This window comes from Streptomyces mesophilus, assembly GCF_011044995.1.
In the GTDB taxonomy this organism is placed as follows: domain Bacteria; phylum Actinomycetota; class Actinomycetes; order Streptomycetales; family Streptomycetaceae; genus Streptomyces; species Streptomyces mesophilus.
This window is the reverse complement of sequence record NZ_JAAKZW010000198.1, coordinates 1-15,569: the sequence shown is the minus strand read 5'-3', so window position 1 is coordinate 15,569 and position 15,569 is coordinate 1. Positions and strand designations below refer to the sequence as shown.

Genomic DNA, 15,569 nt, shown 5'->3' with positions numbered 1-15,569 from the left:
GTGGTGGGGTGGTGGGACGAGACTGGGGAGAGGAATCTCCGTGGGAACCGGGAGGTGTTCTCCATGCTCCTCGCCGCAAGCGCAACGTCCTGGTTGATGACCCTCATCGGTGTGGTGGTCGTCGTCGTCCTGCTGCTGGCCTTCTGGTACGGGCGACGCCTCGCCGCCAAACGGGCCGCCCCGCCGCCGCAACCGCAGCCGCGTGAGAACTCCTGGGAGACGCCGGACAACCAGGAACCCCCCAAGCCGCACTAAGCCCGGCCGGCGCTCCCGCCGAGGCGGGACAAGTAGGCGTCGAGCAGCTCCACTTGGTGGTCCCGTGGGTAGGCCGCCGGGTCGAAGAGGGCCTGGACGACCAGGCCGAGGACGAAGGCCTGCGCCGCTGACGCGATCTGCGCGGGATCGCCGGGAGGCAGCTCGCCGAGCTCCTGCGCCGCGAGCACACGCTCGCGCAGCCTGTCCCGGCTGCCCGCGTACTTACGGGCGTAGTCCGCGCTCAGCTCCGGATCGGACAGTGCCGCATCCCAGGACGAGACCCAGATCCGGTTGCTGTCGGTGGCCTCGGGCGTCAGCGGCAGGATGTCCAGGAGCGCGTCCCTGACCGAGGACAGCCCCGTGCCCGACGTGCGCCGTGGGCGCGCGAGCGTGCGCTCCTCGAGCAGATCCAGGGCGTACGCCACCAGCGCGCGCTTGGTCGGAAAGTAGTGCGTGAGCAGCCCGGTGGTGGCGCCCAGCTGGGCGGCCACGGCGCGCAGGGTCAGTCCGGCGAAACCGCGCGTCGCCATGACCTGCCAGACCGCCGCTGATACGTCGCGGCGGCGGGCTTCGTGATCTCCCTTGGTGCGTGGCATGGGGCCACGCTACATTGACGTAACAAGTGTTATGTGAATGAGTGAGCAAAACGAGGGCGCACCGAGGTACGCGCCCGACCTGGGGAGGTTCGATGTTCTCGCTGCCGTTGCGCGACGACGCCCGGCTCGCGCCGCTGGAGATCTGGCACGCCGAGGAGTTCGCCGTGCACATGGCCCGGGCGCGCGAGCACATCCGCCCGTGGGTGGGAGCGTCGTTCGTCACGGACGATCTCGACGGTGCGCGTGCCACGCTCGCGCGGTACGCGGAGCGCCAGGCCGCCGACGGGGCCCGCCTGTACGGGATCTGGCTGAGCGGCGAACTGGTGGGCGGCGTGATGTTCACCGACTTCAGCGTGGCCGCCGGCGCCTGCGAGGTCGGCTGCTGGCTGGAGCCGGCGGCCGAAGGGCGCGGCCTGGTGACGCGGGCCTGCGACGCCCTGCTCGACTGGGCGTTCACGACCCGGGGACTGCACCGCGCCGAGTGGCACTGCCGCGCCGACAACGAGCGCAGCGCCGCGGTGGCCAAGCGCCTCGGGATGACGCTGGAGGGCGTACGTCGGGAGGCGTGGCCGTACGAAGGGGTCCGCTACGACAAGCAGGTCTGGGCGGTCCTCGCTCCGGAACGGGCTGCTGCCGTCTGAGTCACCCCACCCGTGGATGTACCCGGCAATTGGTGTGGAGGTAGCGGGCGTTGCCGTCCGTGAAGTCGTAGAGGGCGACCGTCTGGGTGTCCTCAAGGGGGTCCGTCGGCGGCATGAGGAAGTGGGTCTCGCTGACCGGCTGCAGCTCGTAGCGAATGCGCTCCGGCTTCCCGAGGAAGTCCGCATGCATCGGGTCGAGGGTCAAGGTGAGCCAGAGCTTTCCGCCGTCGGCCGCCACCTCGAAGCGTGTGCCGGGGCGTTCGTAGACCCCTTCGTATCGCGACAGATCGAGGGCGAGGGTGGGATCGGGCGCCGGCAGCTCCGGGACGGTGGGCACCCCGAGTCCGGTGAGGATCTCGTCGAACACCTCGCGGCAGAAGGCGTCCCGCGGGCCGCCGTTGGTCAGCATCACGATCGCCGTGTCGGTGCCTGGCAGCAGGCGCAGCCGGGCGTTCTGGCCGATCGTGCTGCCGTCGGACGCGTAGACGGTTTCCCCGTGCCAGTCGCAGACGATCAGACCGAGCGCCCACTCGGGCCCGAACATGTACGGGTCGGGTACGGGCACCCTTGAACGCATCATCTCCCGGACGCTGTCGGCCGAGACGATCCGTCGCCCGTTGGGCGCCACGCCCTCGTGGAGCAGGACGTGTGCCAGGGCGAGCACATCCCGTGCGGTCGTGGAGACGTTGCCGCCGGGACCGAAGGCCCGCGGCAGGTGGTCGACCGGTGTGACGATGGGGCCTTCCGTCAGGGACCGGAGCAGGTGGCCGGTCGCGGCCCGGGACGCGTCCACCTGCTCGTGCCAACTGCTCGTGCCGGTCAGGCCCATGGGCGCGAACAGGCGGTCCCGCATCACCTCGTCCCACGGCTTCGCGTCCAGAACCTCCAGGATCCGCGCGAGGATCGCGTAGCCGAGGGCGGCGCTGTAGCCGTGCGTGCTGCCGAGCGGGAAGACCTGGGGTGCGTCGGCGATGGCCGCGACCATGCGCTCGTAGACGTCGGGATCCTCGCCAGGATCGCCGTACGCCTCCTCGATACCGCTCGTGTGGAACAGCAGGTGCCGTGGGGTCACTTCGGCGGCGGCCTCGGGATCGGCCACCTTGAATCCGGGCAGGTAGGTCCGCACCGGGACGTCGAGGTCGACCTTGCCCTCGTCGACCAGCTGCATCATGGCCAGGGCGGTCCACGTCTTGGTCATGGAACCGCACTGGTAGACGGTGTCCGTCGCGACGGGCTCCTGTGTTTCGACGTTGCGCACACCGACGGCCAGCTCGGTCGTCTGCCCCGCGTGCAGTACTCCGATCGCGGCGCTCGGAATTCCGTACCGCGCAAGGAGATCGGTGACGCGGACTCGGAGACGTGCGGTGTCCAGGGTCATCGGGCGAGGCCTATCGCGTTGGCGGCGTCCGCCTCGAAGTACTCCGTCGTCGCGTGGTCGCCGGCGTGTGCCTCGAAGAACTCCCGGAGCCCGTCGACGGATGCGTACGTGATGACGTTCACCGCCTTGACCCCGTCGCTGCTGGCCACGGCGAGCTTCCACTGTGAGCCCTTGGGCAGCTTGGCGTGCGCCCGCTTCAGAGCGCTCCAGAACTTGCTGTCGTCCGACACGGTCGACACGGCCATCACATACATCGCGGTTCCCATCGCCCTTCTTTCCAGATGTGAAAAGCTACGTTGCGTTTCGCAGACCCTCAAAGGAAAGAGCGGGAAAAGTCCTAGATCACAGCGAATCGTTGCAACAGAAATGCGAGTGAATGCAACTCCGATGAAGGGTCGTTGCAATGTACTGTGGTGAAAGCAAAGCAGGAGGTGGGCCGGTGCCGGGTGGCAGGCTGACGGACGACGACCGCCGGCAGATCGCGGACTGGTTGGCCGAGGGGCTCCCCTATGCCGAGATCGCACGGCGCCTGGGCCGGCCGACGTCCACGATCAGCCGTGAGGTGGCCCGCAACGGAGCGCCGAGCGGCACCTATCTCGCCGACCACGCGCGGGAGTCCGCCGGGCAGCGCGCCCGACGGCGTCGGCCGGCCGGGCCGACCGAACCGGTGGCCGACGGCCAACAGGCCGATGACGTGCGGGCATTCGTCGACGAGTTCGCGACCCTCCTCGCCGCGACGGGGATGCCGCGGATGACCGCCCGGGTGTTCGTCTGCCTGCTCACCGCCGGCGCCGACGGTCTGACCTCGGCCGAACTGGTGCGGCAGCTGCACGTCAGTCCGGCGTCGGTGTCGAAGTCCGTCAGCTCCCTCGAAGCCATGGAACTGGTCGCGCGCAAGGCCGACCGCACCTCGCGTCGTAAGCGGTACGTCGTCGATGACGAGGTCTGGCTGAGCGCCTGGCAGGCCGACACCGATGCGCACGGCCGGATCGCGACGGCCGCGCGGCGCGGCATCGAGATCTTCGGCGCCGGCACACCCGCCGGCGACCGGTTCGACAGGATGGGCCGGTTCTTCGCCCGGCTGAGCGAGCACATGAGCGGCAGCGGCCTGGCCGAGCCCGTCGTGTACGACGCCCTGACGGTGGTCGCCGCGCTGGTGCACGCGGGGCGGCCGCTCACGCAGGATGTGCTGGCCGACGCGCTGGACTGGCCGGGGGAGCGGGTCGCCGCGGCGCTGCACGCGATCGAGGACGAACCGGCGCTCGCCGATCCGCTCGCCCTGCAGGCCGTTGCGCCCGGCGGCTACCGCCTCGTCCCGCGCGGGGACCGCTTGAGCGGAGCGCAGTGCGCGGCTCTGGGGCGGCATCGACCGGGCGATCCCGGGTCGGAGCCGGCCGCCCACTGAAGCCGGTCCCGGGCCGCTCTTCACCCCGTGGCGTGACGCGGACATGTCGCGCTCCCGCCAGCGAGATCCATTGAGTACGTACGCCCGCGCTCGCCAGACTCCCCGGACCGCCGCTCCCAAGCGGCCCATTTCTCCAGGGAGTTGTTTCCGTGCACACCTCCATATCCAGACGCGTGCCCAGGTGGCTCTGCGCCACGGCCGTCGTGGCCGGACTCCTGTCCGTGCCCCCGGCGACCGCCGACGGCGGCGGACCGACCGCGAAGGGCGGCAGCTACCTCGTCGAGCTCGAGGCGGCACCGGCCGCGACCCACCCCGACACCCGCCCGGCGGCAGGCGAGAAGCTCGCCACCGGCAGCGCGGAGGTCAAGGAGTACCGGGCCGAACTCGCCGACCAGCAGCGGAAGGTGGCCGAGCGGCACGGTGTGGAGATCCGCACCCGCTACACCGCCGCCCTCGACGGCTTCGCCGCCAAGCTCAGCGCGGACCAGGTGGCGGACCTGCGGGGCGACCCTTCCGTCAAGCGCCTGCTGCCGCTCGGCAAGCAGAAGCTCGACGAGGTCACCCCCGCCGACACCCTCGATCTCACGGGTCGCGACGGCCTGTGGAACCGTCTCGGCGGCACTCAGGAGTACGGCTCCTCCGGGCAGATCGAGGGCGCCGGAGAGGGCGTCGTCATCGGAGTGATCGACTCCGGTATCTGGCCCGAGTCGAAATCGTTCGCGGCGCCCCAGCTGACGAAACCGCTCAAGAACTGGCACGGCACCTGCGAGGTCACCGAGGACTGGCCCGCGGGCCTGTGCAACTCCAAGCTGATCGGCGCTCGCGCCTTCAGCGAGGCGATGCGTGCGGGCAACGGCGGCCAACTGCCAGAAGGCGCCTACCCGTCGGCACGCGACGACGATTCGCACGGCACCCACACCGCCTCCACGGCCGCGGGCAACCACGGGCCGCGGATGGTGATCGAAGGCAAGGACTACGGCACCGCGTCGGGCATCGCCCCCGCCGCCCGTATCGCCTCCTACAAGGCCTTCTTCAACGGCAGCGGCTGGGACGAGGACATCATCGCCGCGATCGACCGGGCCGTCCTCGACGGTGTGGACGTTCTCAACTACTCGGCGGGACAGGCCTTCGGGGAGACCACGACCACGTCGCCGATCGGTGAGGCCTTCCGCAACGCGGCCAAGGCCGGTGTCTTCGTCGCGGCATCGGCCGGCAACAACCCGTACCCGCGGATGGTCTCCAACCCGTGGCCCTGGGTGACGACCGTCGCCGCCAGTACGTACGCGCCGCACAAGGTGACCGTGCGGCTCGGCAACGGAACGTCCCGCAGCGCCACCTCCTGGGACCGCAGGACCCTGCCGTCCGCGCCGCTCGTGCACGCCTCGCTCGCCGGGCGTGCGGGCCAGGACGCGGACGCGGTGGCCAAGTGCCAGCCCGGATCGCTCGACCCGGAGAAGATCCGCGGGAAGATCGTGTACTGCCAGTACTCGAGCCTGGCACCCAGCGAACTGGGCAAGGAGCTCACGTCGAAGGGCGCGGTGGGCTTGATCCAGTGGCACGGCCTCTTCCGAGCCACCAGCACGATCTACGGGCTGCCGTCCGCGTTCTTCCACGACGGCGTCGTCGCAGGCCCCGTCGAGCAGTACCTGAAGACCGCCGGCGCGGACGCCACCGCCGCCATCACCGAGGGCGATCCCGACACCACGAACTACCCCGGCCTGTCGGACTTCTCCTCCAAGGGCCCGGGCCGTGCCAGCGGTACCCAGCTCAAGCCGGATGTCGCCGCTCCCGGCACCGATGTGCTCGCCGCGGTCCCGCCCGCCAAGAACGGCCGTACGTACGACGTGAAGTCCGGCACCTCGATGGCCGCCCCGCACATCGCCGGCCTCGCCGCACTCGTCAAGCAGGTGCATCCGGACTGGACGCCGATGGAGATCAAGTCCGCGCTGATGACGACGGCGGCGGAGCTGGTGGACACCACGGATCCGCTGGAGCAGGGCGCGGGCCTCGCCCGGCCCGCGAAGGCCCTCGACCCCGGATTGGTCCTGGACTCGACGGACTCGGCCTGGGCCAAGTGGTCGGCGGATCCCGAGAGTTACCACGTCAACTCTCCGTCGATCCACGACAAGAACCTGATCGGGACCGAGACCACCACGCGCACGGTGCGCAACGTGAGCAACTTCCCGGAGACGTATGAGGTCTCGGCGGCCGCCGGACAGCTGGCGGTCGAAGTGTCGCCGCGGCGGTTCACGGTCCTGCCCGGACAGTCGAAGAGCGTCTCCGTCACGATGAGCCACGGCAAGGCCGCGTACGAGCAGTTCAGCACCGGCTTCCTGACACTGAAGGGGTCACGCCACACCGTCCGTATGCCGATCGCGGTGAAGCCGATGGGTCTGACCGTCGCCCCGAAGGCCACAGTCGCGGCCGCCGACGGCAAGGTGGACCTGAAGGCGAGCGTCGGGTTCGCCGACTTCTCAGCGAAGCTCTCCGGGCTCACTGCCGCCGACCAGCAGTCAGGGCGTGTGACGGGAGCCCCGGGCCAGCCGTTCGACCCGACGAGCCCGCTCGCGCAGAAGGTCACCTTCACGGTGAAGGAAGGTGCCAGGCTCGCCGTCCTCAAGTTCGCGAGCGACGAGTTCAAGGCCGGCGCCGGCCAGCAGGTGTCCGTCTTCATCAAGGACGAGACGGGTAAGTCCGTGGGCAACCTGGCCATCCCCAACCATGCGACGGGCTCGACCTGGACGCTCGCCGATCCCAGGCCGGGGACGTACACCGCGTATGTCTGGGCGTACAAGACCGGCACCGCCGCCGACATCGACTACCGGCTCACCACGGCGGTCGTCCCGGACGGATCCGGCATCGGCTCACTTAAGGTGACGCCCGACCCGATCGTCCCGGGCAAGGACGTCACGGTGACGGTGAGCTGGCCCCAACTGGAGGCGGGGCGGAGCTACTTCGGACACATCGCGTACAGCGATGCGCACGGGGAGCTCAAGAGCACCGTCCTGAGCGTCACGCCGTAGGGCGTGGACCGCGGCCCGGACCGGCCGATGCCGGTCCGGGCCACGGAGTGTGGATGCCGTCCGACGCCGCCCCCGTCACGGGGGATGATTTCTTACGAGGCGGCGCCGGCCGGCCAGGGAGAAGGTAGGCGGCCACCGTTACCGGCCTATTACCGGCCGGCGCGCGACAGGGCCGCCGACCGGCCCGCGACCGAGCACACCGGCCGCCCCGCCACGTGTCACACCCACCGCTGATGCGCCGCGTACCACGCGAGCTGGGTGCGGGTGGACGTCCCCGTGACCTCCATCAGGGCCCGGATGCGGCGTTGCAGCGTACGCAGCGAGATGTTCAGCTGCGAGGCGATCGCCTTGTCCGGCAGGCCGGACAGCAGCAGGGAGAGCAGTTCGATGTCCGGCGCCCGGGCCTCGTGGCTGGGCTCGTGGACCTCGCCCTCCGCGCCGAGCCGCAGTGGCACGCCGCGCGCCCAGTGGTTCTCGAACAGCTCGATCATCGCGTCGAGCAGGATCGAGCGGTGCAGGAGCAGCATGCCGCCGGTGACGAAGTCCCGCTGGTCGGAGTTGAGCGGAATCACCGCGTGCTCGCCGTCGACGATCATCAGTTTCACGGGCAGTCTCGGCACCGATCGCGCCTGTTCACCCACCGCGATGAAGCGGGGCGTCCCCAGCATGGCGGGCTCGGCCAGCGCGCTGCCCTCGTACAAGGCGCGATAGGCCACGCCGGCCGCGAGCCGCTCCTCCTCGATGGGGTTCTCCGCCGACAGATACGGCGGCCGTACGAACATCAGGACCTCGCTGCGGGCCTCGCGCTGCAGCCGGTCGATGTGGTGTCGCTGGGCCCGCTCGCCCTGGATCACTTCGGCGAGGCCGCCCGGTAGCGCGGGGAGTCCGGGGCTGCCGGTCAGGGCCAGCGAGGTGAGCCGGTCGCGTACGGCCGCGAGCTGAGTCTCCGCGCTGTCCAGTGAGTCCAACGCGGCCGCGTAGCCGTGGAGTTGTGCGGAAACGTGCTGATCGTCCAATGCCCCCACCCCAGGTGGTTTCGTCACCCCCGTGACGTAGGCACGACGTGTCGCAGACACGTCACGGTGAACTCTACCCCGCACCCGTACCGGTGGCGGAGGGTGCGGGTACCCCCAGCCCGCCGAACACCTGGAGACCCCATGCCGCGACGCAGATATGTCGCGACGGCCGCGGTGTGCACCGTCCTCGCGGTCACCGCCGCCGTTCCCGCCGTGTCCAGTCCCGTCCAGGCCGCCACCGCGGCCGGAGCGGCCATGGCCGACGGGCCCGCCGAGCAGCCCAGGACGCTGACGCTCGTCACCGGCGAGACCCTGTCCGTCAGCTCCGACGCCGAAGGGCGCACCACGGCCACGCTGCTGAACGACGGGCAGGGTCGCGCCCCCGACGTCACCGCGCGCTACATGGACGGGGAACTGCACGTCATCCCCGACACCGCGGTGCCGTACATCGCCGAAGGCCGCCTCGACCCCGAACTGTTCAACGTCACAAAGCTGATCGCGTACGGCTACGACGACGCGCACCAGGACGCGATCCCGCTGATCGCCACCTACGGCAAGGACAAGCGGGCCGCCGCGCCCGAGGGGTCCACGAAGCAGCACACCCTGGAGAGCATCAATGCCGTGGCCCTGGCCGCGGACAAGGACGAGGCGGCCCGGTTCTGGGGTGACGCCACCGAGAGCGGCGGTGAACTCGCCGACAGCATCGACAAGTTGTGGCTGGACAAGCCCGTCGAGGCCTCGCTCGACACGAGCGTCCCGCAGATCGGCGCCCCCGAGGCCTGGGCGGGCGGCAAGGACGGCAAGGGCGTCGCGGTCGCGGTGCTCGACACCGGCATCGATGCCCAGCACCCCGATGTGGCGGGCAAGATCAAGGAAGCGAAGAACTTCACCACGGACGCGAGCGTCGCCGACGGCCATGGCCACGGCACACACGTCGCCGCCACCGTCGCGGGCAACGGGACGAAGAAGGGCGTCGCGCCCGGCGCCGACCTGTACATCGGCAAGGTCCTCGACAACAGGGGCGGCGGCTCCACTTCGGCCGTCCTCGCGGGCATGGAGTGGGCCGCGGCGTCCGGCGCCAAGATCATCAGCATGAGCCTCGGCTCCACCGCCCCGTCCGACGGTACGGACCCGATGAGCCAGGCCGTGGACCGGCTCTCGGCGTCCTCGGGCGCGCTGTTCGTGATCGCCGCGGGCAACGAGGGCCCGAAGGACGACACCGTGGGCTCGCCCGGAGCGGCCGCCAGCGCGCTGACCGTCGGGGCCGTCGACAAGAAGGACGGCCTCGCTTCGTTCTCCAGCCGTGGGCCGCTCGCGAACGGCGGACTCAAGCCGGAGGTCACCGCGCCGGGCGTCGCCATCGTCGCGGCCCGTGCCAAGGGCACCGCCATGGGTACGCCTGTCGACGCGAATTACACCTCGGCGTCCGGCACTTCGATGGCCACCCCGCATGTGTCGGGCGCCGCCGCGATCGTCGCCCAGGCGCACCCCGACTGGACCGGCCGGCAGATCAAGGCCGCGCTCGTCGGCTCGGCCAAGTCCATGGCCGGGCAGACGGTCTACCAGCAGGGCAGCGGCCGCATTCAGGTCCCGCAGGCCGTCGGCCAGCAGGTGCTCGCCTCGCCGGCTTCGCTCTCGTACGACATGGTGAGTGACGAGACGACCGGGAAGATCGCGCGTTCTCTCACGTACCGCAATACGACGGACAAGGCGCTTTCCCTCTCCCTGAAGGCCGAATTCAACGGCCCCGTTGGCCTGTTCACCCTCGCCGACGACGCCCTCACGATCCCGGCGGGCGGCACGGCGCAGACGACGCTGAACATCGACCCGGCCCTCGCCACGGCCGGGCGCTACCAGGGTGCGGTCGTCGCCACCGGGGACGGCGTCACCGTCCGCACCCCAGGCGCGATCATCAAGGACAAGCCGTACGTCAGGATGACGCTGCCGATCACCGGTCGTGACGGGAGCGCCGAGCACCAGCGGACCACCGTCTACGCGGTCAACCTCAGCACCGGCGAACGCTTCCAGGGCTACGCCGACCGTCAGGGCGAGGCCTCGCTGCGGGTCACGCCCGGCACGTACGCGGTCATGGCGAGCATCGTCGGCCTCGACCCCGACTCCGGGGTCCCGCGCGAGCGCATCCTGGCCGGTGACCCCGAGGTCGCCGTCGCCGGGCCGACCACAGTGCCCCTCGACGCGCGCGTTGCCCGCAAGGTGGACGTGACGACCGACCGGAAGTCCGAGACCCGCGGCATGCGCATCGGCTACGCCTTCCGTTCGCAGGCCGGCGGCTACTACACGACGATGCACCACGTGAACGAGGAGTGGATCGACGACCTCTACATCACGCCGATGAAGTCCGAGGCCTCGCGCTTCGAGTGGTCGGCGCGCTTCATCCGGTACGAGGAGGACCTGGGCGCTCGGGTGGAGGACGGTCCTTCGGTGGACCCGATCTACTTCGACAACGCACCGCGTTTGGACGGCCGGCACAGCCTCGAGGTCGTGCCCGTCGGCGACGCCTCCGACCTGACCGGGCTCGATCTGACGGGCAAGCTCGCCCTGGTGGACGACTTCGGCGGTCCGTACTCCGCGCGCCTGGCCGCGCTGGCCGAGGCGGGCGCGAAGGCCGTCGCGATCGCCGCGTCCGGACCCGGGCTGTTCGCCGTCGACGACAACAGCCGCCCGACCGTCCCCACTTTCACCGTGACGCAGGCCGAGGGCGCCGCGCTCCGCAAGCCGGGCACCGTCCTGAATCTGCACGGCGTGGCCGTGAGCCCCTTCACGTACGACCTCGTCACCGGCGGCAAGGACTCGGGTACCGACAAGGTCCGTTACCGGCAGGGCGCCGACGCCATCGCCAAGATCGACACCCGCTACTACGCGCCCGCGGGACGGAATCAGAACCTCAACGAGTCACGCGGCGCCAGCCTCGGCGGCGTGTGGAGTGTCTTCGAGTCGGACCGTATCGTCGCCGCGCCGCTGAGGCGCGACGAGTGGGTCACGGCGGGCGAGGTGAGCTGGGACCACGAGGTCGCGCTCGCCGACCGGACCCGCTTCTACAGCCAGGACATCGGCTACGAGGGCGGCACGCGGCGGACCGAGGACTGGTACCGGGGCGTTCTCGCGCCGACCGGCGACCCCAACCCGGTCTACCGGAGCTTCGGCTCACCGGTGTCCCGCACCTCGGCCGACCAGATGCGGGCCGTCTTCCGGGAGTTCGGGGACTCCGACCCGACCCATGCCGGCCTGGCCGGTACAGGCGACGTGAACGTCCTGACGCTGCACCGCGACGGCCAACTCGTCGTCAAGCAGAGTGCGTTCGGAGGGCAGCGGCTGCCCATGGTTCCGCAGGAGGCCGAGTACGTCCTCACGCTGGACACCAAGCGTGACCGCGAACGCTTCTGGAAGCGCTCGACGCGGACGACGACCGCTTGGACCTTCACGTCCTCGCACGTCGACAAGGACACCGTCCTGCCGCTGCTCGTCCCGCGCTACGACCTGGACACGGACGGGCACGGGAAGGTGCGCGGCGGCGGTGAGTTCGCGTTCGGGCTCACGATCGGTGCGCAGTCCGGGGCCGAGCTGAGCGGCCCGGTCGCCGGGGCCGAGGTCTCCGTCTCGTACGACGGTGGTGTGACCTGGACTAAGGCGGATGTGGAGCGCGAGCGGCGCGGCTTCGAGGTGGAGGTCGACCACCCGGCGACCGGCTCGGTGTCGCTGAAGGTCAAGGCGTGGGACACGGCGGGCAACTCGGTCGAGCAGACCGTGCTCAACGCCTACCTGCTCAAGTAGCCGGGCGACCGCCGCCGTAGCGGGGCGGAACCGGTTCCCGACGGGGCCGTCGACTATGGTCGGCGGCCCTGTTCGCTGTTACGCCCCCGTCTCGCGGACCGCCGCTCGTGCCCAGACCGCGCGCCGCAGCCCCGCCGGATACGGCAGCTCACCGGACAGGGTCTCCGCTCGGACGAAGTCCCGTGCGGCCTCGTCCAGTCGTCCCGAGCGGCCGAGGGCGAAGGCGTGCACGACGAGGGCCTCGACCTCCGCGATGCGTTCGCCGCCGAGCCGGGCCCGTTCCGTCTCGTCCCGCGCGATCCGCAGGGCCTCCTCGGTGCGGCCCGCGTACGCGTGGGCCCAGGCGGCCAGGTGCGGAGCCGATGTGGCGTCCACGTGGTCCAACGCGTCCACGAACCGGCCCTCGCGCACGGCCAGTTCGGCCAGCGCGGAGCTCACCTCGCGGCCCGCCTGCCGGTCGCCGACCTCGTCCGCGGCCCGGCGCCCGCGCGCGAGAAGCTCGTGGGCACCCGTGTCGCCGATCCGCATGAGCACGCGGGCGAGGGCGGCAAGGGCGTACGCGAGGCACCATGCCGCCTGCAGCTCGGCGCCTCGCGCAGAGGCCTCGGCCAGGGCGCGGGCCTCGTCGAACTCCTCGACGAGAAGATGCAGTTCGGCCAGGTTCGCCCGTTCGAAGGCGCAGGCCGTCGGGTCCCCGGAGTGCTCCGCGAGGTCCAGCGCCCGCCGCCCGTAGGCGATCGCCTCGCGCAGCTGCCCGCCCCTGCGGGCGTTCTCGCGCAGGATCGACAGCACGCTGATCAGGAGGCTCGGCTCGCCGTACTCCTCGGCGGGGGCGAGCGCGCGGTCCGCGGCGTGCCGCGACGCGGCGAAGCGGCCCGCGAGACCGTGATTGGCGGCCTGCTGCGACAGGGCACGCGCCTCGAGGCCGCGGCCGCGCGCCCCGGGCACGGACTGGGCTGCTGCCAGGGCGCGTTCGGCGGCCGCGGCGCCTTCGCGGTACTCGCCGCGTACGAATCGCACGATGGCCGACGCGATGAGATGCGAGGCGGCGGGCTCCGCCGCGGTCGAGGCATCCGGCGGGAAGCGGACGAGCACCGCAAGGGCCTCCTCCGGGTCGCCGACCTTGACGAGGGTCTCGCCCAGATACGCGGCCGTGAGGATCTCGTCGTCGCGTTCACCGCGCCGCCCGAAGTCCTCGAGCGCCTCCCGAAGGACCTGAGCGGCCTGCGCGAAGTTGCCCATTCTGCGCAGCACTTGGCTGTACGCGAGCCTGGCCCGCGCGCCGGCCAGGTCGAGCCGGCCGATCAGATCGCGGTAGTAGCGGTCGGCGGTGTCGTTGGCGTACAGGGCGGCGGCCCGCTCGGCGGCCTGCCGCAGATAGCCGGCCGCCCGAGGGTCGTCGGCGCGGGCGAAGTGCGTGGCGAGCGCGTCGACCTGCTCGGGCCGGTGGGTGAGGACGGCCTCGGCGTACGCGGAGTGCAGCTGCCGACGGCGTACGGCGGAGAGCTGCTCGTAGCAGGTCAGGCGGACCAGCGGGTGACGGAAGGCGAGCCCTGGCACGGGCCGGCCGCCGATGACGACGGACCGTTCGGCGATCAGGGCGGCGTCCACGGCGCTGTCGAGCGCGTCGGTCGCCTCGGCGGACGACAACCTCGGGTGCAGCCCGTGCGCGGCGACGGCGAGCACGTCGGTGAGCGGGGCGTCGCCGACCGCGACGGCGAGCACCTCGACCATCCTCCGGGCCGCAGTGCTGAGCCCGGCGAGGCGCTCGGCGACCAGCTGCCGCACGCCCTCGACGGCGCCGAGCCCGCCGCCGTCGCGCAGCGACCTGGCCAGTTCGAGGGCGAACAGCGGGTTGCCCAGGGAGAGTTCCCACACCCGCTCGCCCTCACCGGCGGCCCCGGCGTCCGCCGCGACGGCCAGGCACGCGGCGCGGTCCAGGCGGTCCAGTGCGACCCAGCGGGCGTGGTCCTGGCGGACGAGTGAGTCGAGCTTCGCCTGGCGCGGATCGGTGGGCCGCAGACCGTCCTCGCGCACCGTCGCCGCGAAGCGCCAGCCCCGGGCGGGCGCGAGCCGCGCGAGGTGGCTGAGGAGCTGGTAGGAACCCGCGTCGGCCGCGTGCAGATCGTCCAGGACCACCCACAGGGGGCGGTGGGCCGAGAGGTCGCCGAGCAGTCCGGCGACGGCGCGGAAGAGCCGGTCGCGCTCCTCCTCGGGGCTGCGCCCGGTGACGCCGGGGGCCGGGCCCAACGACGGGAGCAGCGCGGCGAGTTCCGGGTACTCCGCGCCGATCTGGGCGCGCTCGGCGGGCGGCCGGTGCGCGAGCCAGCCGTCGAGCGCTTCGGCGAACACCCCGTACGGCGTGTGGCCCTCGGCGTCGTGCCCGGCGCCCCACAGCACCGCGGCGCCTTCCTCGGCGGCCCGCCGCGCGGCTTCCGCGACCAGACGGGTCTTGCCGAGACCGGCCTCGCCGCGCACAAGGCGTACCGCGGGACCGTCCGGCGCAGACAGGGCCGTCAGCGCGCGGTCGCGCCCGTGCAGCGGGGCGGCGGCAGGAGTGCGCAGCGGCGCGGGCAGCACCGGCGGGGTGAGCGTGTGGCCCCGTGGGGCGTCGTCGAGGGCGAGCCGGTGCAACCGCTCGATCTCGGGTCCGGGACGCACGCCCAGCTCGGTGTCGAGGGCCTGGCGGCAGCGGTGGTACTGGCGCATCGCCTGGCGCCGCAGCCCCTGCGCGAGCAGCGCCTCGATGAGGATCCGGTGGGCGCGCTCCTCGGCCGGGTTCGCGTCGAGCGCGGTCTGCGCGGCGTCGGCGGCCCGCTGCGGGGCGCCTTCGGCGAGGTGCGCCGCCGCGAGCGCGAGCAGCACGCGCTCGCGCAGCGCCGAAAGACGGCCGCGACGGGCAGAGGTCCAGGGCGCGTAACGGTCCTCGGGCAGCAGCTCACCGGTGAACGCGGCGAGGGCGTCGGCCAGACGCGGGGCCGACGCGTCGGCCAGGGCCTTCTCGGCCCGCTCCTCCGCCTCGTCCGCGTCGATCCACACGGTGCGCGGATCGAGCCGGAGGAGCGTGCTGTCGGAGGTCAGGTACGAGGAAGCGGCCCGGGGCGCGAGCTCGGGCTCGATGGCGCGGCGCGCGGCGTGCAGGGCGACGCGCAGACTGCCGAGCGCGGCGGCGTGGTCGGCGTCGGGCCAGCAGACGTCGATGGCCTGGTCGCGGTGCAGGGCGTGCCCGGGGGAGACCGCGAGCAGCTTGACCAGGGACTGTGCGCTGGGGCGCGGCCAGCGGTCGGCCAGGGGAGCCCCGCTATCGCGTTCCACCCGGAAACCGCCGAAAAGGTACACGCGGAGCAGCGGGGGAGTCCCCCCGGTGTCGGGTGCGGTCTCCTGGGGTGGTGTCGCGGCCATCAGGCGGTCACTTTAACCGGCGGTGCGCGGGAGGCGGGAGCGCGTGAAGGTCCGGGCGGGG

Annotated in this window: 10 protein-coding genes; 5 read left to right on the top strand and 5 right to left on the bottom strand. The window is 71.8% G+C overall.

Annotation, left to right across the window (positions count from 1 at the left end):
- Positions 1 to 255, top strand: a 255-nt coding sequence (locus G6045_RS31715) for a DUF6479 family protein (protein ID WP_206344439.1), incomplete at its 5' end; no start/stop codon positions are given.
- Here G6045_RS31715 and G6045_RS31710 read toward each other — a convergent pair.
- The gene (locus G6045_RS31710) at positions 252 to 851 is read right to left on the bottom strand and encodes a TetR/AcrR family transcriptional regulator (protein ID WP_165335615.1); all 600 of its coding nucleotides are present in this window, start codon (positions 849 to 851) and stop codon (positions 252 to 254) included. The two genes, G6045_RS31715 and G6045_RS31710, sit on opposite strands and share 4 nt — an antisense overlap.
- A gap of 92 nt (positions 852 to 943) precedes the next feature.
- Here G6045_RS31710 and G6045_RS31705 point away from each other — a divergent pair, with 92 nt between their 5' ends.
- The gene (locus tag G6045_RS31705; RefSeq protein WP_165335614.1) at positions 944 to 1,492 is read left to right on the top strand and encodes a GNAT family N-acetyltransferase; all 549 of its coding nucleotides are present in this window, start codon (positions 944 to 946) and stop codon (positions 1,490 to 1,492) included.
- Between the two features lies 1 nt (position 1,493).
- On the opposite strand, the gene G6045_RS31700 is transcribed toward G6045_RS31705, so the two are convergent.
- Together G6045_RS31700 and G6045_RS31695 are read right to left on the bottom strand one after the other, a co-directional pair.
- Complete coding sequence (locus G6045_RS31700) at positions 1,494 to 2,870, bottom strand: serine hydrolase (protein WP_165335613.1); 1,377 nt, start codon at positions 2,868 to 2,870, stop codon at positions 1,494 to 1,496.
- Positions 2,867 to 3,136 carry a hypothetical protein gene (locus tag G6045_RS31695; RefSeq protein WP_235968439.1) on the bottom strand — a complete coding sequence of 90 codons (270 nt, stop codon included), beginning with the start codon at positions 3,134 to 3,136 and terminating at the stop codon, positions 2,867 to 2,869. Before G6045_RS31695 ends, G6045_RS31700 begins: the two co-directional genes overlap by 4 nt.
- Positions 3,137 to 3,309: 173 nt before the next feature.
- Between G6045_RS31695 and G6045_RS31690 the strand changes: the two genes are divergently transcribed.
- The gene (locus tag G6045_RS31690; RefSeq protein ID WP_165335612.1) at positions 3,310 to 4,275 is read left to right on the top strand and encodes a GbsR/MarR family transcriptional regulator; all 966 of its coding nucleotides are present in this window, start codon (positions 3,310 to 3,312) and stop codon (positions 4,273 to 4,275) included.
- Between the two features lie 149 nt (positions 4,276 to 4,424).
- On the top strand, positions 4,425 to 7,298 hold the full coding sequence (locus tag G6045_RS31685) for a S8 family serine peptidase (protein WP_165335611.1): 2,874 nt from the start codon (positions 4,425 to 4,427) through the stop codon (positions 7,296 to 7,298).
- 218 nt (positions 7,299 to 7,516) lie between these two features.
- Here G6045_RS31685 and G6045_RS31680 read toward each other — a convergent pair whose 3' ends face one another.
- On the bottom strand, positions 7,517 to 8,314 hold the full coding sequence (locus tag G6045_RS31680) for a helix-turn-helix domain-containing protein (RefSeq protein WP_165335610.1): 798 nt from the start codon (positions 8,312 to 8,314) through the stop codon (positions 7,517 to 7,519).
- 141 nt (positions 8,315 to 8,455) lie between these two features.
- On the opposite strand from G6045_RS31680, the gene G6045_RS31675 reads away from it, so the two are divergent.
- Positions 8,456 to 12,106: a S8 family serine peptidase gene (locus tag G6045_RS31675; protein WP_165335609.1), complete on the top strand. Its 3,651-nt coding sequence runs from the start codon at positions 8,456 to 8,458 to the stop codon at positions 12,104 to 12,106.
- Between the two features lie 78 nt (positions 12,107 to 12,184).
- Here the strand turns inward: G6045_RS31675 and G6045_RS31670 are convergent, their stop codons facing one another.
- Entirely contained in the window at positions 12,185 to 15,508 is a 3,324-nt protein-coding gene (locus G6045_RS31670) for an ATP-binding protein (protein WP_165335608.1), read from the bottom strand.
- Positions 15,509 to 15,569: the final 61 nt, after the last annotated feature.